Origin of the sequence: Bradyrhizobium sp. USDA 336, from assembly GCF_044908355.1 — a bacterium.
In the GTDB taxonomy this organism is placed as follows: domain Bacteria; phylum Pseudomonadota; class Alphaproteobacteria; order Rhizobiales; family Xanthobacteraceae; genus Bradyrhizobium; species Bradyrhizobium yuanmingense.
The window spans coordinates 2,641,046-2,661,404 of the sequence record NZ_JBIYDC010000002.1 but is presented as its reverse complement, the minus strand read 5'-3'; the positions used below and the strand labels follow the sequence as shown (position 1 = coordinate 2,661,404).

At 65.3% G+C, this 20,359-nt stretch carries 17 protein-coding genes and 1 pseudogene; 12 read left to right on the top strand and 6 right to left on the bottom strand.

What is annotated here, in order from left to right:
- Window positions 1-4: 4 nt before the first annotated feature.
- From xylB to ABIA45_RS13425, 4 genes are all read left to right on the top strand, one after another.
- On the top strand, window positions 5-1,450 hold the full coding sequence (xylB, locus tag ABIA45_RS13440) for a xylulokinase (RefSeq protein ID WP_404652359.1): 1,446 nt from the start codon (window positions 5-7) through the stop codon (window positions 1,448-1,450).
- Between the two features lie 138 nt (window positions 1,451-1,588).
- Entirely contained in the window at window positions 1,589-3,112 is a 1,524-nt protein-coding gene (locus ABIA45_RS13435; protein WP_404652358.1) for a sugar ABC transporter ATP-binding protein, read from the top strand.
- Window positions 3,105-4,145 carry an ABC transporter permease subunit gene (locus ABIA45_RS13430; protein ID WP_157282642.1) on the top strand — a complete coding sequence of 347 codons (1,041 nt, stop codon included), beginning with the start codon at window positions 3,105-3,107 and terminating at the stop codon, window positions 4,143-4,145. Before ABIA45_RS13435 ends, ABIA45_RS13430 begins: the two co-directional genes overlap by 8 nt.
- Window positions 4,146-4,246: 101 nt before the next feature.
- Complete coding sequence (locus tag ABIA45_RS13425) at window positions 4,247-5,194, top strand: ABC transporter substrate-binding protein (RefSeq protein WP_197946720.1); 948 nt, start codon at window positions 4,247-4,249, stop codon at window positions 5,192-5,194.
- Window positions 5,195-5,325: 131 nt separating this feature from the next.
- Here ABIA45_RS13425 and ABIA45_RS13420 read toward each other — a convergent pair whose 3' ends face one another.
- The 3 genes from ABIA45_RS13420 to ABIA45_RS13410 form a co-directional block, all read right to left on the bottom strand.
- Window positions 5,326-6,861 carry a hypothetical protein gene (locus tag ABIA45_RS13420; protein WP_404652357.1) on the bottom strand — a complete coding sequence of 512 codons (1,536 nt, stop codon included), beginning with the start codon at window positions 6,859-6,861 and terminating at the stop codon, window positions 5,326-5,328.
- A 29-nt stretch (window positions 6,862-6,890) separates the two neighbouring features.
- The gene (locus tag ABIA45_RS13415) at window positions 6,891-8,063 is read right to left on the bottom strand and encodes a glycosyltransferase family 4 protein (RefSeq protein ID WP_271541114.1); all 1,173 of its coding nucleotides are present in this window, start codon (window positions 8,061-8,063) and stop codon (window positions 6,891-6,893) included.
- 206 nt (window positions 8,064-8,269) lie between these two features.
- The gene (locus ABIA45_RS13410; protein WP_404652355.1) at window positions 8,270-9,616 is read right to left on the bottom strand and encodes a lipopolysaccharide biosynthesis protein; all 1,347 of its coding nucleotides are present in this window, start codon (window positions 9,614-9,616) and stop codon (window positions 8,270-8,272) included.
- A gap of 408 nt (window positions 9,617-10,024) precedes the next feature.
- On the opposite strand from ABIA45_RS13410, the gene ABIA45_RS13405 reads away from it, so the two are divergent.
- Window positions 10,025-11,242, top strand: a complete 1,218-nt coding sequence (locus ABIA45_RS13405; protein WP_404652354.1) for an FAD-dependent oxidoreductase — start codon at window positions 10,025-10,027, stop codon at window positions 11,240-11,242.
- 19 nt (window positions 11,243-11,261) lie between these two features.
- On the opposite strand, the gene ABIA45_RS13400 is transcribed toward ABIA45_RS13405, so the two are convergent.
- Together ABIA45_RS13400 and ABIA45_RS13395 are read right to left on the bottom strand one after the other, a co-directional pair.
- On the bottom strand, window positions 11,262-12,398 hold the full coding sequence (locus ABIA45_RS13400) for a GNAT family N-acetyltransferase (protein WP_404652352.1): 1,137 nt from the start codon (window positions 12,396-12,398) through the stop codon (window positions 11,262-11,264).
- Window positions 12,399-12,714: 316 nt separating this feature from the next.
- Window positions 12,715-12,837 (bottom strand): hypothetical protein, encoded by a 123-nt coding sequence (locus ABIA45_RS13395; RefSeq protein WP_271541106.1) that lies wholly within the window; start codon window positions 12,835-12,837, stop codon window positions 12,715-12,717.
- A 237-nt stretch (window positions 12,838-13,074) separates the two neighbouring features.
- Here ABIA45_RS13395 and ABIA45_RS13390 point away from each other — a divergent pair, with 237 nt between their 5' ends.
- Entirely contained in the window at window positions 13,075-13,335 is a 261-nt protein-coding gene (locus ABIA45_RS13390) for a hypothetical protein (protein WP_128262436.1), read from the top strand.
- 74 nt (window positions 13,336-13,409) lie between these two features.
- Window positions 13,410-14,699, top strand: a complete 1,290-nt coding sequence (locus tag ABIA45_RS13385; protein ID WP_275501217.1) for a c-type cytochrome — start codon at window positions 13,410-13,412, stop codon at window positions 14,697-14,699.
- Window positions 14,700-14,729: 30 nt separating this feature from the next.
- On the opposite strand, the gene ABIA45_RS13380 is transcribed toward ABIA45_RS13385, so the two are convergent.
- Entirely contained in the window at window positions 14,730-16,700 is a 1,971-nt protein-coding gene (locus ABIA45_RS13380; RefSeq protein WP_404652351.1) for a 4Fe-4S binding protein, read from the bottom strand.
- Between the two features lie 137 nt (window positions 16,701-16,837).
- Between ABIA45_RS13380 and ABIA45_RS13375 the strand changes: the two genes are divergently transcribed.
- From ABIA45_RS13375 to ABIA45_RS13355, 5 genes and pseudogenes are all read left to right on the top strand, one after another.
- Window positions 16,838-17,605 (top strand): biotin/lipoate--protein ligase family protein, encoded by a 768-nt coding sequence (locus tag ABIA45_RS13375; RefSeq protein WP_404652349.1) that lies wholly within the window; start codon window positions 16,838-16,840, stop codon window positions 17,603-17,605.
- The gene (locus ABIA45_RS13370; protein WP_404652347.1) at window positions 17,602-18,141 is read left to right on the top strand and encodes a DUF6505 family protein; all 540 of its coding nucleotides are present in this window, start codon (window positions 17,602-17,604) and stop codon (window positions 18,139-18,141) included. The genes ABIA45_RS13375 and ABIA45_RS13370 overlap by 4 nt, the downstream gene beginning before the upstream one ends.
- Window positions 18,138-19,146: pseudogene (locus tag ABIA45_RS13365) on the top strand (DUF6352 family protein). Before ABIA45_RS13370 ends, ABIA45_RS13365 begins: the two are co-directional and overlap by 4 nt.
- Entirely contained in the window at window positions 19,143-19,658 is a 516-nt protein-coding gene (locus ABIA45_RS13360) for a DUF3305 domain-containing protein (RefSeq protein ID WP_275501077.1), read from the top strand. The pseudogene ABIA45_RS13365 and the gene ABIA45_RS13360 overlap by 4 nt, the downstream one beginning before the upstream one ends.
- Window positions 19,655-20,266, top strand: coding sequence for a DUF3306 domain-containing protein (locus ABIA45_RS13355; protein WP_404652345.1), 612 nt, complete (start codon window positions 19,655-19,657; stop codon window positions 20,264-20,266). The genes ABIA45_RS13360 and ABIA45_RS13355 overlap by 4 nt, the downstream gene beginning before the upstream one ends.
- Window positions 20,267-20,359 lie beyond the last annotated feature (93 nt).

Here is a 20,359-nt window from a genome sequence, read left to right as displayed (position 1 = left end):
CAGCATGTATCTCGGCATCGATCTCGGCACGTCGGCGGTCAAGACGGTTCTCGTCGATGATGCCCAGCGCGTGATCGCAAGCGAGAGCCGGTCGCTCGCGACCGTCTCGCCGCAACCGGGCTATTCCGAGCAGGATCCGGCGCAGTGGATCGATGCGACCTTCGCCACGCTGGATGCCCTCAAGGCGTCGCATGCCGATGCGTTAGCAGCGGTCGCAGGCATCGGGCTGTCCGGCCAGATGCATGGCGCCACGCTGCTCGATGCGAGCTTGAGGCCGCTGCGGCCCTGCATCCTCTGGAACGACGGACGCTCTGCGACTGAGTGCCGTGTCCTGGAGCAACGCTGGCCCGCCTTGCGCGAGGTGACGGGCAACAAGGCGATGCCGGGCTTCACCGCGCCAAAACTGCTCTGGATCGCCGCGCACGAGCCCGAGATCTTCGCGGCGACGAAACTCGTCCTTCTGCCAAAGGCCTATCTGCGACTGGTGCTGTCGGGCGAGCCCGTCGAGGACGTCTCGGATGCCTCGGGGTCCCTATGGCTCGACGTCGCGCGTCGCGACTGGTCGGACGCAGCGCTGGGCGCGACCGGCCTGTCACGCGAGCACATGCCGCGCCTGGTCGAGGGATGCGCGCCCGCAACGATATTGCGCAGCGAGCTCGCGCGGCGCTGGGGCATGATCAGGCAGCCGGTGATCGCGGGTGGGGCCGGCGACAATCCCGCGGGCGCCGTCGGCATCGGCGCAATCCGGCCGGGGGCCTCCTTCGTGTCGCTGGGAACCTCGGGTGCCCTCATGGCCCCGACTGACCGGATCGCCGCCAATCCCGACCGAGTCGTGCACACGTTCTGCCACGCCATTCCCGGCATGTGGATTCAGGCCGGCGCGATCCTCTCGGCCGCCTCCTGCCTGGCCTGGCTCGCGCGCCTGTTCGGCGTCACCGAGGCCGAGCTGCTGGCACCGCTTGGAGCGCGACCGCAGGCGCCGTCGCCCGTGAGCTTCCTGCCTTATCTCGCCGGCGAGCGGACGCCGCACGACGACCCCGTCGTGCGCGGCATGCTGGATGGCCTGAGCCATGGCACCGATCGCGCGGCGATCGTGCAGGCTGTGCTCGAAGGCGTTGCCTTCGCGCTTGCCGATTGCCGCGATGCGCTCGCGGATGCCGGCATCGGAATTGCGGAAGCCGACGTGATTGGCGGCGGTTCACGCTCTGCCTTCTGGCTCGCGGTGCTGGCGAACGTGCTGAACATTCCGATCCATCGCTTTGCCGGAGGTGAAACCGGCGCCGCGTTCGGTGCGGCGAGATTGGGGCGGCTTGCTGTCACGGGTGAGGCAATCGGTGACGTATGCATGCAGCCGCAGCGCATCGAAACATTCGAGCCCGACGCTGCACTGGTCGATGCCTACGCCGAGCGGCTTCCCGCCTGGCGTGAACTGTATCGGCCGCGCCACTAGCTGGCCCAATCTGGTTTGCATACTTCGGTATACGCGCCTTCGGTATTGCCCTGCGTCACCCGCTTTTGTTTAATGACCAAACCGCGTTGCCGAGAAACGAGACGCGGGTAGGAAACGCATTGTGCGCCGGGAGGCACGATGAACGATCCGATCCTCGAGATGCGCGGGGTGTCGAAGACCTTCTTCGGCATCAAGGCGCTGCGGGCCGTCGATCTCACCGTCTATCCCGGCGAAATTCACGCCCTGATGGGTGAGAACGGCGCCGGCAAGTCGACGCTGATGAAGATCCTGTCCGGCGCCTACCGGCCCGATCCGGGCGGCGAGATCCGCATCGAGGGCAGGGCGGTGCGGATCGAAGGCCCGCTCGGCGGCCGCGCGGCGGGCATCTCCATCATCTACCAGGAGCTGTCGCTCGCGCCCAATCTCAGCGTTGCCGAGAACATCTATCTGGGACGGGAGATATCGCAATCGGGCTTGCTGGCGCGCGGCGCCATGCGCGAGGGCGTCGGCCCGATCCTGAAGCGCCTGGGCGCGGACTTCCTGCCCTCGACGCTGGTGGCGCATCTGTCCATGGGGCAGCGGCAGCTGGTCGAGATCGCCCGTGCGCTGCACGTCAGATCGAAAATCCTCATCATGGACGAGCCGACGACCTCGCTGTCGGCCGCCGAAAGCGAGCGGCTGTTCGCGCTGATCCGCCAGCTTCGCGCTGAAGGGCTTGCCATCATCTACATCTCGCATCGCATGGACGAGGTCTATGCGCTCGGCGATCGCGTCACCGTGCTACGCGACGGCCGCCTGGTGGGTTCGCTCGACAAGCCCGAGATCCGCGCCGACACAATCGTTCGGCTGATGGTCGGCCGCGACGTCTCCTCGTTCTACAAGAAGGACCATGATCCGGAGGCGGGGCGGGGGCATCCCGTGCTCGCGGCGATCGACATGGCCGATGGCGGGCGCGTCAAGGGCTGCTCGCTCACCGTGCATGCCGGTGAGGTGGTCGGCCTTGCCGGCCTGATCGGCGCTGGTCGCACCGAGCTTGCGCATCTCATCATCGGTGCGTCACCGAAAACCTCCGGCCGGCTCGAGCTGGAGGGACGTCCGGTCGAGATCCGCACGCCGGGCGAGGCGCTCGAGGCCGGCATCGCCTATCTGACGGAAGACAGGAAGGCGCTCGGCCTGTTTCTCGACATGTCGTGCCTGGACAACATCAACTTGGCCGTGCTCGGCCGCGATGCGAAGCTCGGCTGGTTCCTGGACCGCGACAAGGCACGCGAGCGCGCCGACCGCGCCTTTGCAGGCCTCAGCATCCGCGCCGCCAATGCCGGCGTTCCCGCCGGCGGCCTGTCAGGCGGCAACCAGCAGAAGGTGCTGCTGTCGCGGCTGCTCGCCATCGCGCCGAAGGTCCTGATTCTCGACGAGCCGACGCGCGGCGTCGATGTCGGTGCCAAGTCGGAAATCTATTCGATCATCGACAACCTCGCCAAGGCCGGCACCGCGATCCTCGTCATCTCGTCCGATCTGCCCGAGATCATCGGCATCTGCGACCGCGTCATCGTGATGCGTGCCGGGCACATCGCCGGCGAGGTCAGCCGCGGTCCGCATTCGCCGCTGGCGCAGGAAGACATCATGGGGCTTGCCACGGGGATGGAGCATCTCGATGCCTGACAATGGTGCTGTGGAGGCAAAGCCGGCATCGACGACGACCAACGGCGCTGCTGCGGAAACAAGACGCCAGCGGATGAGGATGCTGATCAGCGCGCTCGGCATGTTGCCTGTGCTGCTGATCCTCTGCATCGGCTTCAACGTGCTGTCGGAAGGCCGCTTCTTCACCGGACAAAACCTCGGCATCGTATTGCAGCAGGCCGCTGTGAACACCGTGCTCGCCGCCGGCATGACCTTCGTCATCCTCACCGGCGGCATCGACCTGTCGGTCGGCTCGATCCTCGCAGCTTCCGCGATGGCGGGTTTGACGCTCTCCAAGATGCCGGAGCTCGGGATGCTGTGGCTGCCGGCGGCACTGCTCACCGGCCTCGTCTTTGGCATCGTCAACGGCGCGCTGATTGCGCTGCTTCGCCTGCCGCCCTTCATCGTCACGCTCGGCTCGCTCACCGCGGTGCGCGGCCTGGCGCGGCTGCTCGGGGCCGACACCACCGTGTTCAATCCCTCCATTCCCTACGCGTTCATCGGCAACGGCTCGCTGACGCTCATTCCCGGCGTCGCGTCGATCCCGTGGCTCTCGGTGATCGCATTGCTCGTCATTCTCGTCTCTTGGCTGGTGCTGCGCCGAACCGTGCTGGGCGTGCATATCTATGCCGTGGGCGGAAACGAGAGCGCAGCACGGCTGGCCGGCATCAAGGTCTGGGCCGTCCTGATCTTCGTCTACGGCATCTCTGGACTTTTCGCCGGGCTCGGGGGTGCCATGCAGGCGGCGCGGCTCTATGCGGCCAACGGCCTCCAGCTCGGTCAGTCCTATGAGCTCGACGCGATTACTGCGGTGATCCTCGGCGGCACCTCGTTCGTCGGCGGCATCGGCTCGATCTGGGGCACGCTGGTGGGTGCGCTCATCATCGCCGTGCTCTCGAACGGGCTCATCCTGATCGGTGTCTCCGACATCTGGCAATATGTGATCAAGGGCCTGGTGATCATCGGTGCCGTGGCGCTGGACCGCTACCGGCTGCAAGGCTCCGCGAGAACGTGAGAGGCCTGGCGCGCAGCGGCGTGCGCATGGCTTGAGACGAGATTCCGATGCGGCAACTGGTCTGCCGCGCCGGGGACGAAGACAGACCAGGGAGGAAGTCCATGTTGAAGACGATCATGCTCGCCGGCGCCGCCATGGCGCTTGCCCTGACCACCGCACCATCCTTCGCCAAGGAGCTCAAGTCGATCGGCGTCTCGCTGGGATCGATGGGCAACCCGTTCTTCGTCGCGCTGTCGAAGGGCGCCGAGTTCGAGGCCAAGAAGACCAATCCCAACGTGAAGATCACGACCGTCGGCTTCGAATACGACCTCGGCAAGCAGGTCACCCAGATCGACAATTTCATCGCCGCCGGCGTCGACCTGATCCTGCTCAATCCCGGCGACCCCAAGGCGATCGGGCCGGCCATCAAGAAGGCCCAAGCTGCAGGCATCGTCGTCGTCGCAGTTGACACTGCCGCCGAGGGCGCCGATGCCACCGTGACCACGAACAACGTGCAGGCCGGCGAGATCTCCTGCCAGTACATCGTCGACAAATTGGGCGGCAAGGGCGACGTCATCATCGAGAACGGGCCGCAGGTCTCCGCCGTGATCGACCGTGTGGTCGGCTGCAAGAACGTGTTCGCGAAGAATCCCGGCATCAAGGTGTTGTCCAGCGACCAGGACGGCAAGGGCTCGCGCGAGGGCGGCCTCACCGTCGCGCAGGGTTATCTGACCCGCTTCCCCAAGATCGACGCCATCTTCGCCATCAACGATCCGCAGGCGATCGGCACCGACCTTGCGGCGCGCCAGCAGAACCGAACCGGCATGATCATCACCGCCGTCGACGGCGCGCCCGATATCGAGGCCGCGCTGAAAGATCCGCAGTCGCCGCAGATTCAGGCGTCCGCGTCGCAGGATCCGTTCTTCATGGCGCGGCGCGCCGTGCAGGTCGGCGTCGGCATTCTCAACGGCCAGAAGCCGGCTTCGACCGTCGAGCTGCTGCCGTCCAAGCTCGTGACCAGGGACAACGTCGCCGAGTACAAGGGCTGGACCTCGGATCGCTCACAGTAAGGCATCGCCCGTTGCTGGGGCGCCTCAAAAAGCAGGAGATCTGACGGGGCGGCGGTTCGAGCGCCGCCGCCCCGCGCGGGTCCCGTGCTGATTGCTAAAGCGCGCTGACGTTCATCCCAGTTGCATCGCCCTTAGCGCGCGGTGGAGGGATTGGTTCGCGCAGGTGATACGCCCGACGGACTTGCGCTCGCGAAGAGACTGGTCTTGGGCTGGACGCGCGATCCGTCGACGAGCTCGAGCCGTCCGCAGCGGTTCAAAGTATGCAGCTTCCTGCCCGGCCATGCCGGTCCGGGTTTCAGAGTGTGGCGGACGACCTGCTTGAATGCCGTCGGCGACAGCTCGACCACTTCCGCCAGGGCAAGCGCTGCGCCGTATCCGTCGGTGCAATCCTGGACCGGCCGCCACAGTCTGTCATTGAGCGTGACGAAGTTTCCTGCCGGCCGCGTGCTGGCGCGGTCGATCAAGACTGGATTGCTGGCGTGGGGCAACCAGGGCCCCAGGAGGCGATCGGCGTAATAGATCGCCAGCGAATCCGAATAGCCGCCGGCTCCGTCGCGCCAGGCGCCAAACAGATAATACAGGCCGTTGTGGCGCGTGATCGTGACGTCGGCCAGCTCGAGGCCAGAAAGGAGCGTTGCGTATCGCTCCCATTTGTCCGGAAACCGAGTGCAGTTGTAGAGGGCGACGTCCCCGCGGGTCGAGCTCTCCGGGATCATCCACAGCTCGCCATCGTCCTCGATCAGGAACGGATAGGAGAGGTGACAGGGCTCCTCCAGCACCGGCATCACCTCGCCGATCGGCCCCGCGTCGTTGAACCCGATCGCGGAAATGATACCTTTTCCGACACGGTGATCGAGATCCTCGAAGAAGGCGAAGGTCCGTCCCTGCCACGTGACGGGAAAGGGATCGGCGTAGAAGTGGTTTCCAGGATCTCCCAGAACGTTCCAGCTTGGACCTGACAGGTCTCCGGTCTGCCAGACGCCCGGGCCGTCGTTGAAGCGCCATCCGACATGCCAATGCGGGGCATAGCAGCAGAGGCGATAGATCTCCTTGGCGATCGATACGGCAAGGCCGCGCGCCACGTAGCCAACGGGTCCGCGGCGCGGGACAGTTGAAGCGGGGCGCGGCAGGTGCGGCACGATGCGAGGCCTTCCCGACAGGATCGCCGCCAGCATGGTCAGGGTCCGCGCTATGACCGTTTCGAGCGCACCACTGAGGCCCGCAGCAATCTCACCGGACGGATGGCCGCGGTCGAGGACCGAACCGTCGATCTCGTTGACGATCTCGATCACGGGCAGGTCGCCGGCGAGGATGGCGGCGAGCGCGGCATTTTCGCCTGCGACGCCGTTGAACAGCGGCCGCAGATACAGCCGGGCCGGGCTCGCCGGATCGCGCGGGGCACTCGTGAAATCGACGATCACGTCGGCGGTGCCGATGCTAGCCCGTGCTGGTTCGGAGCTGATCGTCAGCCTGTCGGCGCCGCTGTGCTTGCCCTTGTGCAACACGATGCGTTCGAGCTCGAACAGCGCATCGAGACCTGCCGGCCGCGGCTCCGCCGTTGCCGTCCATGCAACTTGCACCGGCACGTCCCGGCCGTCGACCGACAGCGTCCTGCGGTCCATCCAGCGCCGCGCGTAGTCACGTTCACAGCGAAACTCGATGATCATGTCGAGCCAATCTGTTCCGACCTATCAGGTCAAACGACCCGGTCGAGAATTCGGACGTATTCCTCGACCATGGCATCTACCGAATAGCGCAGCCGCAGGCCTTTGGCGTTTTGTCGCAGCTCGTCACGTAATTGCTCGTCGGTTACCAACCTGGAGACCGCCGCGGAGAGCTTCGCATGATCGGAGGCATCGACGAAGAGTGCCGTCGGTCTGCCTTCGTAGGACAACACTTCGCGCAGGACGGGAAGATCGGTCACGACGGAGGGAACACCGGCGTTGGCGGCCTCCACCGCGGCCAGACCGAAGGTCTCGGCCTGGGTCGGAAAGACGAACACGTCGAGACAAGCAAGGAAGTCCGCCATCCGGCCGGGAGGAATCTCTCCAAGCAAATGCAGACGGTCCGAGACGTTCAAGTCGTTCGCGAGCTGCCTCAGCCGGGCCTCGTCGGCTCCCTGGCCGGCCAGCGCAAGATGCCAGGACGGTTGATCCGGCAGCAGACCGATCGCCAGATCGAGCCGCTTGTGCGGATGCAGCCGTGCCGCGCAACCGAGCAGGACGCGGTCCGGCGGCAGGTTGAATTGACCTCGTGCCGCCTCCTTCGACAGGGTAAGGGCCTTGTCGTCGAAGCCGTGCGGCACATGCACCATGCGCGACCGGTAGGCTGCGGGGTAGCGCGAATATTCGCGCTCCATGTCCTGCGAATTGAGCGTGATGCAGTCGAAGAAGCCGAGGCTGCCCATGGCGATGTCGGCGGTGCGGACCGGCCAGCTCATCGCCAGCGCGGATGAAACCTGATTGGCGACGACGGGTGCACGGCTGACGAGGCGCGTGACGCCGGCGCCGATGACGTTGCCGAAATGCTGGAAGGTCAAGACGGCGTCGGGCCTGGTGGTTCTGATGTGGCCGCCGAGCGTCCACAGCATCCGCAGCAGCGCCAGCGGATTGCCCGGCCGGCTCGGCGCGCAATAGAGCGTCTCGGGCGGCTCATCAAAGGAGTCCGATTTGCGGAAGAAGAACAGGTTGGTGACCCGGTAACCGCGCGCGGTCAGCCCGGCGCCGAGCAGCCGGGAGATCTCCTGTGCACCGGCGTTCTCGGCCTGGGTTTGCGCAAGAAGCACGTGGAGTTTTCGCCCACCGCCGTTCCGCGCAGGTGCCGTCGCGCTCGTCTCGTCCAGGTCCTTGTTCGGCTGATAATGGAGCACGGATCCCGACCCGCTAAAGCAACGAAATCTTCACCTTCTTAACTCCGTACCTATCATGCGGGCATCTCGCGGACACCGGCTAGCAACAAACTGAGTTAATACGGATCCATGGCGACGACGTCGTTCGCGCAGCATTTCCGCTGGTTCCCGGCTGGCGCGTTAACCAATCGGTCCTGCGCGTTCACCCCGGCGGCGCGTGCTGACACCTAGTCACGCGAGTCCGCGCTGCGAACGGCGTAATTGCCGCGCCTCGATGCTGGGAAGCGCAAGAGCACCAGAACGGAAGGATCCACCCCGCTGCGCCGGCGGCAGAGGACGTTCAGGGCGATGGTCGCGAGCGCGAGCGACACGGTCGTCGAGATCGCCGCGCCAAGCACGCCGAGGAAGGGGACCAGGACGAGAAATCCGACGAGCCGCAGCCCGACGTTGGCAGCGACCACCGGTACATAGATTCGTTCATGACCGGTCAGTTGCAGGATCGCAGCAGACGGGCCACCCGCCGCCTGGATGGCGGTTCCGATTGCGAGCACGATCAGGACCGAATGCTGTTCGGCGAAATGAGGTCCGAACAGGTTGAGGAGATAGGGGCCGCCGATCCAGATCGTGGCGAGACCGGCGACGACGCAGAGCCCAGTCACTTCCGCCATCAAGCGCGAGGTCCGCGCGAACTCCCCGTGGTTCTTGCTGAAATACAGCGACGGGAGCCGGCGCGCACCGAACGTGTAAAGCGCCGCGGACACCATGGCGAAAATGTTGGCGAGGCGCGAGGCGGCAAAGTAGATTCCCGCGGTCGTCGGATCCAGCATCCAGTAGACCAGAATGACGTCGAGATACTGATTGGCGACTTCGAGGATCGATGCGAGCCAGAAGTGCAGGGCACTCGAGCGCCAGCGTGACGTCTCTGAGCGCGCCGGCGTACTGCGCAGATCCGGCAGCACGCGCGCGACGGATACGATCTGCGCAACAAGGCCAACCGACATGGCGACCGTCATCGCCGCGAACAGCTCGGCCGGATCGAGTTGGCGTTGGGCGAGCAGCATGACGAGCAGGAACACGACGACGAGGGCCCGCCAAAGGAACTCGCGGTTTCCTTCGCCCATGAGAATGCTGACCAGCGAGCGCGCGATCTGGCTGCCGAGCATCAATCCGGCATTGACGGCCGTGTAGGCCGACACCGCAAGGATCAGCAGCCACCAGTCGCCTCTCATGCTCGCGACGATCGCGATCCCGCCGATCACGATCAGCATTGCGACCGAGGCGATCTTCAAGCTCGATTGCAGCACGCCCTTGGTAAGGTCCGGCCTTTCGCCGACCTGATATTCGTTCAGGAATCGCACCAGCAGGGATTCCTGGCCGACCAGTCCCACGACGGCTGCGATCTGCGCGACCGACAGCCAGGTCGCAAAGATGCCGAAGCCGTCAGGCGACATCGTCCGCGCCGCCAGCGAGAACAACGCGAACGCGAGCACGCCGCTGCCGACCTTGAGCAGGATGGTCCCGGCAACGCCGCGCGTGACGTCGCGCCGCATGAACTGGAGAATGGATGCGATCATGGAAGGATTAAGGGAGCCGCGCTCCCCTGACGAGACATGTTCCGATACCGGCGAGAACCTAGCATGTCGAGCAATCGCGAGTGTTAATGGACGAGTTGGAGGATTCGGCGATCGCGGTGATACGGGTTGCTTCGTTCTGGAACATCGCTGTCTCCATTGTCCAACATCTGCGCGTTCCAACTCGCGCGACGGACGACACAACGCCGCATCGACGACTGAGAAGGCGAGATCTGGGGCTCGCGTGCAGAATGGATTCGGGACAGCAAGACGCGTGCCGCGGCGAGTCGGCGAACTGGGCACCTGCGGTCATTAACCTCAATCTCAGGAAATGTTCGCACCCGGCCCTGCGATGCGACATCAGGCGAGAGAATTGCACTGCAGACGCTGTTAACCGTGGGAGCCGGAGCCATGACGAGAACCGTGACCGAGCCGGTCGACGGGGACGAGACCGCAACCATCGACTCGGACGTCGCCATCGTCGGTGGCGGCCTTGCGGGATCGCTTGCGGCGGCCGTGCTGGCGCGGGCAGGGCGTCGCGTCGCTCTGATCGACAAGCGGGCAGTCCATCCGGATGAGTTTCGGGTCGAGAAGATGGGCGGCCATCAGCTGGAGCTGTTCGGCAAGCTCGGCTTTCTCGATGCGCTCGAAGATGTCGCGTGCCGATATGATCAAGTGCTCAACATCCGTGAGGGCAAGGTGGTCGATGTCAGCGTCGGCAGGGCCTACGGTTTTGCCTATGCCGATCTCGTCGCAATGGCGCGTCGCCAGCTTCCGGATCCTTCCAACCTGATCGTCGACGAGGTCACAGCGATTGGCAGCAGCGGCGATGTCCAGCATCTCGAGCTCGCCTCCGGACGGCGCGTGACGACGTGCCTCGTCGTTCTGGCCACGGGCATGGCGGGAGCCCTGGGCTACAAGCTCGGCATCAGGCGGCGCGTGCTGGCCGAGCACCATTCGGTGTCGTTCGGTTTCACGATCGCGCGCAAGGATGGCACCCCGTTCGATTTCGAGGCGCTGACCTGTTACGGCGAACGCACGGCGGATGGCATCGACTATCTCAGCCTGTTTCCGGTCCACGCCGGAATGCGCGCCAATCTCTTCATGTTCCGCGATCCGACCGATCCTGTTATGCGCGAGTTGCGCCGCGAACCGGAGGCGACAATCTTGCGCCTGCTGCCGGGATTGCGGAGCTACCTCGGCGATTTCCGCGTGACCGATCGCGTCCAGAACTGGGTGATGGATCTGACCGTCGTCGAGGGGCATCTCCGGCCCGGAATCGTGCTCATCGGCGATGCGTTCCAGACCAATTGTCCCGCGGCCGGAACGGGCGTCGCCCGCCTGCTCGTGGACGTCGACCGTCTCTGCACCGAATATGTGCCGCGATGGCTCATGACTGCAGGCATGGGCCTGGAGAAGATCTCGCAATTCTATGCCGATCGCGACAAGATCGCGGCGGATCAGCAGTCGCTGAAGATGGCACGCTTCCGCCAGGCGCTGACCTCGCGCAACGATATCGGCTGGGACGTGCGGCGACGGTTGCACTTCCTGCGGCGCAGTCTTGCACACCGCGTCGATCAGATGCATCCGGGCTGGCTTGGGCGTGTCCGCGGCGCGCTGCGCGCTTGAACTCTGCGACCTTCGCCGGTCAGCGCGTGGGCGTCGCAGTGTGCGCGGGTTGAACCTTCAGATCCGATAGCCGCTTGGCCGCCAGTTTGAGCCAGGGCGCCTGCTTCAGCGCGAAGAGGGCGATTGCGCCTGCGGCGCTGCCGACCTGCGTGACCTCCCACATCGGTGAAGGCTGTGCGCCGAACGATTTCTTGTACGGCTCGTCGCCGATTGTGAAGTCGAGCATCTGATCTCCGCGCTCGATACAATCTCGCGCCACTTGTTCGAACGTCAGCGCGCCGATGGACTGGCTCCTGTAGCCGGCTATGTCGAAGGCGCTCATGATGATGAGGAAGCTGCCGCGGTGACACAATCCGAGCACGGCAGCGATCACTTCACCGTCCATCTTCATGGCATAGAGACGGACGAAAGAGCCAAGGCCTCGAAGGGCGACGTCGGAATAGAAGCCGTAATATTCGGGCCGCTGCAGCAGGTCTCCGTCGCCTTGTGCGTGAAAGCGCGGGCCGCGAAACTTCCTCATCACCTCCATCGTCTCGAGCACGGCGGCGCTGTCGCTGCAGCATGAGAAGCTCAGCGCGCCCTTCTTCTGCAGCTGGCGATATTTCTTGGCGAGCTCCTTCTGGTAGGAGCGATCCATCGCACTGGCCCGCCATTGCTCGTACGGCGCGACCAGAACCGTGGCGTAGGCGTTGGTGTTCATCGAAACGCGGCGGGACGTGGCCAGGAGGTCCTCGATCGGAAGCCGTCCGTCGGGCAGCTTGGCCATTCGCAGCAGATCGAAGGGGCGGACAAGACGCCGAATCTGCGCGCATGCAGCCGCATCATGGAGCAATTGCGAGAACACGTCCGGGCTGCAAACCGGTGCCAGATAGTCGGAAACGCGCAAGTCGGCGAACTCGACGGTCCGTATCGGACCGCGCCGGATCCGGAGCAGCGGCAGCACCATGGCAAGGGCGCCGGTGTCGCGGTAACGCACCACGACGACCAGAGCCGTTGCATCCGTTTCCGGCGCGAGCCTGGTGTAGAGGCTGTGCAACCAGACCGGATGCTGGAAGGCAGTGGCAGCCGAACGATCGAACAGCTCTGCATATTCCGGAGACAGAAAGTCGAACGACGGCTCGATGGCGATGTCGAACGTGTTGCTGGGCTTATTCATGCGCAATCAAGAAAACCGGGATCATCCGCGAACGTCGCTCGAACCGTAGCTGCGCTTATACCAAGGCCGTTACAGGTCAGACACTGCCGCCGCGCAATTTGCGCCAATGCGTTCAACCATGCTCGTATGGTTACCGAATTCTGAAGCCGGAGGCGGAAATGGCGCGTGGAGCGCACCTTGCGCGGTGCCATCGTCTGCACGGCGCAGGCAATGATCTACGATCCTCGGCTGCAGGAAAACTATGGTTCGCAAGGTCGAGCTCGTTCCCTCCGCTCCGATTCTCGGGCCGATCGGGCTCAAGCGCGAGTGAGACTTCTCAGAGACGCACCCCGGTGGTGGCAAACGCGTGCGCGGCGGGCTCCTGCACGCGATCGAGGATCACCATCCCGGCAACCGCGATCACCACGGCCGCGACGCAGCCAAGCAAAAAAGCCTTCATCCTCAGCCTCCCTCGATTGGACCACGCCATCTATACGACAGGGCCTGCGGCGAGCAAGCTCGTCGATCGCATCAGCCATCCGCCCGCTAGGGGGCTCTTGAACACGGGATCGGCGGAAAGACGCATCGCCCATCGAGCCAAGGGACCGGAGCTCGGCGCTGCTGCGCTGCACGATCCGGAACGGATGCGGGTCTTGCAAGTTTCCTGCAGGCCTGGTGAGCGCATCGGAGGCTTGGCGTGAAATTACCGAGAACGATCCTGTGCTTCGCAGCACTTTGCATTGTCGAGGGCGCCCTGGCCCAGCCGGCGCAAACCAACTCGCCGACGGGGCAAACGCCTCCTGAGGACAAGGGCCAGCTCCAGCCGCAAGGTTGGACGGGTCCGATCAATACCGGCTCGGGTGGTGCGCCGCCCGAAAGCCCCCAGGGCCAGAGTCCGCCCGGAATGCAGCCCGCGCCGGAGGGGTCGTCCAAGACCACGACGGCACCGGCCAAGTAGATCGGTCCGGGATATTCATTTCCGTTGCCTGTTCTGGCAATCTCGAGCGGGTGAATGTCAGCAGGCGGCCAGGAATGAACAGATCGGCTCTGTGCACGAAGGTGGCCGCAGTGCTGTGGGCCATCTTTGCCGCATCGTCCGTGCATGCCGACATGGTCGGACATGGTGGCCCGATACGGGCTCTCGCCGTCTCGCCCAATGGCGACAGCCTTGTCTCCGGCAGCTTCGACACCGCCGTCATCCGCTGGTCGCTGAGGACGGATACGGCAGAGCAAGTGCTGCGGTATCATGCCGATGGCGTCAATGCCGTCGCCTTTGTCAAAGACGGCCGCATGATCACGGCCGGCGCCGATGCGCGCATTGCGGTGTGGACGGCGGGCCGGCCGGAGCCGGACCGGGTGCTGGAGGGACATGTCGCACCGATCGCAGCGCTTGCTGTGTCGTCCGATGGGACGCTTCTCGCATCGGCGTCATGGGACCGGACAGTGCGGCTCTGGTCGCTGTCGGACGGCACCTCCCGCGTGCTCGAAGGGCATACGCAGAACGTCAACGGTGTCGCTTTCCTGCCGGACGGCAGGCTCGTCAGTGTCGGCTACGATCTTGCGCTGCGCATCTGGCGTCTGCCGGATGGCCAACCTGACATCGTGACTTTGCCGGCGCCGCTGAACGCGGTAGCTGTCGCGCCGGATGGTGAAATCGTCACGGGCGCGGTCGATGGCAGGCTGCGCATGCTGACAACGGACGGCAAGGTCAGCGGCGAAGTCGCGGCCAGTCCGACGCCGGTGGTGGCCTTGGCCGTGTCGGCGGACGGTGCGCTGATCGCTGCGGCCGGGATCGGCGGCACGGTGGCGATCATCGATCGCAAGTCGCGCAACCTGCTGCGCACCCTGGTTGGGCCCGGGCTGCCGGTGTGGGCGGTCGCCTTCCTTGCCGATCGCGAGACACTGATGACGGGTGGTGCGGACGGCAGAATCAGGCGCTGGAATGCCCGCACCGGCAATCCCATCGGTTCAAGCCTGATCGGCACACCGGCCGACCCGCTTGCGGCCTACGCCGGTGATCACGGCGCCGATGTGTTTCGGGCCTGTGTTGCCTGCCACACGCTCTCGGACAAGGAGGTGCAGCGTGCGGGTCCCACGCTTGCGGGACTCTACGGCCGCAAGATCGCTTCGGTGCCGGGATATCGCTTCTCTGATGCACTGAAGACGATGGACATCGTCTGGACGCCGGAAACCGTCGCACGATTGTTCGAAATCGGGCCGAATGCCTACACCCCCGGCACGAAGATGCCGGAGCAGCGCATCGGCTCGGCCGAGGACCGGCGCGCGCTGACCGACTTTCTGGGCCGCGCGACGTCGAGATGATTGCATTGCGCCGATTCGACGGCGTCCGCTTTAGTCCTTGCCGTTGCGTTCGCGGAGATAGTCATCCGTCGTTCGCGGCGGCGTTCGTTCCGGAACGCCCTTGAACGGATCGAATTGCTGTTCGCTCATGACCACGACGCGGCAGTCCGCGCACATCCTGAGCGCCTCGATTCGCTTGTCGCCGGCCGGATACATCCAGTGCCGGCCTTCGAGCTTGGCGGCGATGCGTTCGATCGTGCTCTTGACGCCGAAGGGCGTGCCGCAGCGGACGCAGAGCGCGGGCTCCTCTTCCTTGATGACAACGGCAGGCGCGCGTGCCGCCCGGAAATCGATCTGCGGCTTGAGGCTGATGACCTTTTCCGGACAGGTGCTCTGGCACAGGCCGCACTGCACGCAGGCATCCTCGATGAATTTCAGCACCGGCCGCTCGGGATCGTCGCGCAATGCGCCGGTCGGGCAGGCCGAGACGCAGGACAGGCACAGCGTGCAGCCATCGGTCTCGACGCTGATTGCGCCGACCGGCGCACCTTGCGGCAGCGCGATGACGTCGACCGGCTGCGGCGCCAGCCGGTGCAGCTCGCTGAGGGCGAACCGCAAGAGGTCGCGCCGCTTGCCGACGGTCTTGAAAGTTGCCGGCGTCGGGACCGCGGCGAGCGTGCCGATATCAGTCAAATGCGCGCCGAGCGCGTCGGGATCGTCGGTTTCGATGGTGGCGAGGCGACGGCCCGCAAATCCAAGGCCGCCGAGGATCGCCTCAGCCATCGCGATCGTCTGCGTCAATCCGGTCACGTCGTGGCGCGGCTTGCCACGGAGCAGGAAGCGCACGGCAGAGACGCCATAGGCGAAGGCGCCGACGATCGCCTCCAGCCCGACCTGCGTGAGCTCGTTGACGGCAAAGGGAAGCACGTTCGCCGGCAGGCCGTCGCCATGCCGCGCGAGGGCGTCGATCAACGGCGTGCCGTGCGGGCTGTCGTGAAAGAGCAGCACCGCATCCGCGCCGCCGGCCTCGCGATAGGCGAGCAGCATGGCGCGAAGTTTATGGAGCTGCGTATCGGCGGGCGGCAGCGCGTAGGAGACCGCGCTGGTCGGGCAGGCCGCCGCGCATTGGCCGCAGCCCGCGCAGATATTCGGATCAATTGCGACATGATCGCCGACGGGCGTGATCGCCCCGGTCGGGCAAAGATCGAGACAGCGATGGCAGCCCGTGCGCTTCGAGCGCGAATGGGCGCAAAGCGCGGGCGCAACCTCGACATACTTCGGCTTGTCGAAGCTGCCGACGAGATCGCGCGCGGTCAGCACGGCGCGCAGCACCGCGGCGGGATCTTTCGCGTCGGCGCGGAGATAGCCGTCGCGCAGGTCGTGGGCGGGAAACAGTGGCGGACCGCCGGAAAGATCGAGCACGATATCGCAGCGCGAGGTGACCCCGCTTCGCGGCGGGTCGAGCACAAAGCGATCGCGCGAGGAGGGGCGGGGACGCGCATAATCGTCGATGACAAGTTCGAATGCGCCGAAATGTCCCTTCGCGGAGCGGATCGTGCCCTTCACGATCGGGAACACCGTGGCAACCGGCGGCACCGTGTCATCGAGCTGCTTCAGCATCACGGTGACGTCGAGGTGATCGGCAAGCAGGCGGCCGGCCTCGATCGCGGCCTCATTGCGCCCGTAGATCAGGATAACGCCCTCGCTCGACAAGGTGACGAGAGGATAGTCCGGGGCGGGGATGGAGGCGGATGCAAGCAGAGCGGCCATTTTTGCGCCGGCGTGCGCGCCGTCGCGGGACCAGCCGGCCGTCTCGCGGATATTGACGAAGCCGATCGCATCAGGCCGCTCGCCGGCCTCGTCCGAAAATTGCGCCGCCTGCTGCGTGCAGGCGACCGTCAACACGCCTTCTGTCGCGGCCATGTTGCGGAAATGATCGAGCTCCGCCCCGCAGAGGTGGCGGAAGCTCTTGACCTCGCTGTTCGGACATGCGCGCCGGATCGCAGCCACGTCGAGGCGCATCGTGTCTTCGCACGAGCAGATCAGGATGGTCTTCGACGGCTGCTCCAGGTTAACTCCTCCGCCTTTCGGACGACGACGTCGGACTCGCGCCGGCCCTTCGCCTCGTATAGACATTATCCATCGGGAAGAAAAGGAAAGTGGAGGACGGCCTGCCGTCGATCCCAGTGAGCCATGTTTCCGCGGCGGAACCGATCCACCTGCCGCCGCCGTTCACATTGGTGCGATTGCGCGAGAGCGGTGACGCTTTTGCCCATGCATGCCGCATCGCACCGGAGAGCGGCGCCGGAACGCTCGTCTATGTCGGCCGCTTCGACCTCGCCGAGTTCGCCGTGGTGCTCGAGCCGGCCGAGCCGTTGCGCAGTGCGCGGCGTGCGTTCTACGCAGGCATGGTCGCGCTCACCGACGCGCTTCGCGCCTATGCACCGCCGAGCAAGCCGATCACGATCGGCTGGCCGGATGCGGTCAGGATCGACGGGGGGCTGGTCGGCGGCGGACGGATGGGTTGGTGTTCCGGAGCTGACGAGGACGCGCCGCCGCCCTGGCTGGTCTTCGGCGCTATGATACGGACGGTTGCCATGAATGATGACGATCCAGGCGTCCACCCGCTGGCGTCGGCGCTTGACCAGGAAGGCTTTGGCGAGGCGGGCGCGGCGCAGATCACGGAAAGCTTCGCCCGGCACCTGATGCTGGCGCTGGACGGCTGGCGGGTCGACGGCTTCGACAGCGTCGCGCGCGACTATCTCACGCGAATGCCACGTGAAAGGCAGACGATTCAGCGCATCGATGATTGCGGCGACCTCCTGACACGCCGCATCGGGACGGAGATGATCGAACGAAGAGACCTCGTCCAGGCGCTCGCGGTGCCGTCTTGGCTCGATCCGGCCCTCGGAGGACCGCGCCTGTGAAGCTCCTGCGTACCATCGCGCTCGATCCCTCCGACACCTTCGTGTTCGACGTGGCGGCAGAGCCGGGCGAATGGGCCGTCTCCGGCGCCTTCCGCTTCTGGGATTGCGATGGCGCAAAACTCGAGGGCAAGACCCGCGCGGCGTTTCGCGGTGGTTTCCTCGGGGTGCAATCCTGGGGCTGGTCGACGCTGGCGCAGATCGTTCCGGCGACCGCGGACGATTACCACGGCCTGGTCGATCTCCTGGCGAGGCAATTGGTCGATCGTTTCGGCGCGCCGGATATGGCGGCGGCGAAAACGGCCGCGGAAGAGGAGGTCGCTTTCGCCCAGTCGCTCTGTAGCCATCCCATCAGCTCGCTTATTGCGGTGCACCGCACTTCGAACGACGGTGAGGTCCGCGAGTCGTTCCGCCGGCTGCAGCTCCGGGAAGGCCAGGGGCATGGCAAGGCGTTTTCGTTCATGGAGATGGAGGACGACGTCCAGCCGGACGGCGATCTCAGGCTTGCGGATCTGGGCCGGGAGCCGACCGTCCGATGATCGATTTCTGGATCGCCTGTGGTCATCATCTGCTCGATCGCGACGAGGGCGGCGGCCTGCGTGTCACGGACGAGTTTCTCAAAGCCTATTTTGCCCGTCCCGAGCTGATGCCGCCGGACGACGCGTGCCCGGTCGAACGCCGGCTGCACCGCGATTTGCTCGCCGACCCGCGCCAGGCCGTCGGCGCCGGCGAGATCGCCGCGATTGCCGATGCGGATGCCAGGGAGAATTGGCAAGTTCGTGCTGGCGTTCCGCGATCTTCTGCTGCGGCATCCGACGCTCGAAGCCGCCTATCTTGCCTGGGTGCGCTCAGGGGCGAACGATCTGCCGCCGCTGTTCGTCAACCAGCTCGTGCACGTCATCCTGCGCAACGCGCTCGATGGCTGCGACGACCCGTTCGTGCTGCGCGCGGCCGAATTGTTCTTCCGGATCCAGCGCGTTCTCCCACATGAGCACGCTTTGTTGCTGGGAGACGAGGAGGTCGTCGGCGGCCGGAGCCCGACCCCGGTGCTCTCGCTGATGTCGATGCTCGGCGCCACCACCGATGCGGTGGTCGAGGTGTTGGGCGAGGAGAATGCCGAGGCCTATTGGCACCGGAGCGACCAGTTCGACATGGCCCTCGACCTGACCGCCGATGGCCGCGGACCTGTAGCGCTGGCGCAGGCGATGACGCGTTGGGTCTCCCATCTGCTCGGCATCGATGTCGTGATCGAGCCGCTACGGGCGCTGCACGAGGCGAAGCTGACCTGGTATGTCGGGCTCGATGCCGATGCCACGAGGCTCGGCGACCGTCTGTGGCACGGCGAAGAGCTCGGCGAGCGCGACGCCGATCGCGTGCTCGCGCTGTTCCGGCTGACGTTTGCGGATTCCAGCCGTGCCGTCGACGATGTCGGGGATGAGCCGGTCTACCTGATCCTATCGATGACGGCGGATCAGAAGCTGCGGATGAAGCCACAGAATCTGGTGACCGGGTTGCCGGTGAAGCGGCTGGAGATGGCGACATGAGCCCCGCGGCATTGCCGTCCCTCTCGATTGCCGTCGGCGTCGTGGTCGAGCGGCGCAAAGCCGACTCGCCTTGGGTCGATTTCATCTGGCGCGGAATTGCTGTCCTGCCGGACGAGCCGTCGACCCAACCCTGGACCGTGCTTCGCGAGCAGGACGGCACGACCCTGTTCTATGCCGGAAGCGCGACCATCGATCTCTATCCGTCGGAGACGGCGCGCTATCGCGACAATCTCGCCTCCGGCCGTCCGAGCATCTGGGTCGTGCTGTCGCCCGCGGAAGGCGCCTGGCCCTATACCGTCACCGCGGTGACCGCCGACCCCGCCGAGGGCGAAGGCTTTACCGAAGCCGCCGACAATCTCGTCGAGGCCGTGCCGATGCCGGAGGTGCTGCGCGAAGCGATTGAAAGCTTCGTGGCCGAGCACCATGTCGAGCGCGAATTCGTCAAGCGCAAGCGGCGCCGTGCCGACCCGGAGGCGCTGGCGCGGCGCGAACATGAAGGCGGACAGGAATGAGTGAGGAGGACTTCCTTGCGCGTTGGTCCCGCCGCAAACAGCAATCGCGGGCGGAGCCGTCGAAGCCTGCCCCGGCGCAGCCCGAGCCGCCGCCCGAAACCAAAGAGGACGAGACGGAGCTCGATCTGTCGAGCCTGCCGTCGATCGACGAGATCAATGCTGCCACCGACATCACCGCCTTCCTCGGCAAGGGGATTCCTCGCGAGTTGAGTCGTGCGGCCCTTCGCCGCGCTTGGGCGACCGATCCCGCGATTCGCGACTTCGTCGGGCTTGCGGAGAATGCATGGGACTTCAACGACCCGACGGCGATGCCGGGATTTGGCCCGCTGGATTGCTCCTCGGAGGAACTGGCAGCACTGGTGGATCGCATTGTCGGCGGCGTGCGCGAGGTGGCTCAGTCTCTCGCAAATACATCGATCGAACCGGCAGATTCTCCGGCGGAATTGCGTCAAGCCGACGTAACTGTCGTTTCCAATGTCCTTGAGCCGCCCGATGAGACGCAGCACCAGGCAATTCCTGCTGCAGTGCAACCGGCAGTGGGTGACAGACCCGCGGATTCTGCGGAGCCGGTGAGGTCGCGCACGCATGGTGGTGCACTGCCGCGCTGACCCACGACCAAAGGCTATAGGGACAGGCTATGGCAGGCGATTGACCGTTGCAGGAACCCGGATTACGCTACCTACTGCTTTGTAACAAAAGCG

Bases quoted from the DNA above. Each gene is read 5' to 3' on its own strand.
- ABIA45_RS13410 (WP_404652355.1), bottom strand. From the start codon at position 9,616: ATGATCGCATCCATTCTCCAGTTCATGCGGCGCGACGTCACGCGCGGC.
- ABIA45_RS13405 (WP_404652354.1), top strand. From the start codon at position 10,025: ATGACGAGAACCGTGACCGAGCCGGTCGACGGGGACGAGACCGCAACC.
- ABIA45_RS13395 (WP_271541106.1), bottom strand. From the start codon at position 12,837: ATGAAGGCTTTTTTGCTTGGCTGCGTCGCGGCCGTGGTGATCGCGGTT.
- xylB (WP_404652359.1), top strand. From the start codon at position 5: ATGTATCTCGGCATCGATCTCGGCACGTCGGCGGTCAAGACGGTTCTC.
- ABIA45_RS13360 (WP_275501077.1), top strand. From the start codon at position 19,143: ATGAGCCCCGCGGCATTGCCGTCCCTCTCGATTGCCGTCGGCGTCGTG.
- ABIA45_RS13430 (WP_157282642.1), top strand. From the start codon at position 3,105: ATGCCTGACAATGGTGCTGTGGAGGCAAAGCCGGCATCGACGACGACC.
- ABIA45_RS13400 (WP_404652352.1), bottom strand. From the start codon at position 12,398: ATGAATAAGCCCAGCAACACGTTCGACATCGCCATCGAGCCGTCGTTC.
- ABIA45_RS13420 (WP_404652357.1), bottom strand. From the start codon at position 6,861: ATGATCATCGAGTTTCGCTGTGAACGTGACTACGCGCGGCGCTGGATG.
- ABIA45_RS13380 (WP_404652351.1), bottom strand. From the start codon at position 16,700: ATGCGCCTCGACGTGGCTGCGATCCGGCGCGCATGTCCGAACAGCGAG.
- ABIA45_RS13425 (WP_197946720.1), top strand. From the start codon at position 4,247: ATGTTGAAGACGATCATGCTCGCCGGCGCCGCCATGGCGCTTGCCCTG.
- ABIA45_RS13355 (WP_404652345.1), top strand. From the start codon at position 19,655: ATGAGTGAGGAGGACTTCCTTGCGCGTTGGTCCCGCCGCAAACAGCAA.
- ABIA45_RS13435 (WP_404652358.1), top strand. From the start codon at position 1,589: ATGAACGATCCGATCCTCGAGATGCGCGGGGTGTCGAAGACCTTCTTC.
- ABIA45_RS13385 (WP_275501217.1), top strand. From the start codon at position 13,410: ATGAACAGATCGGCTCTGTGCACGAAGGTGGCCGCAGTGCTGTGGGCC.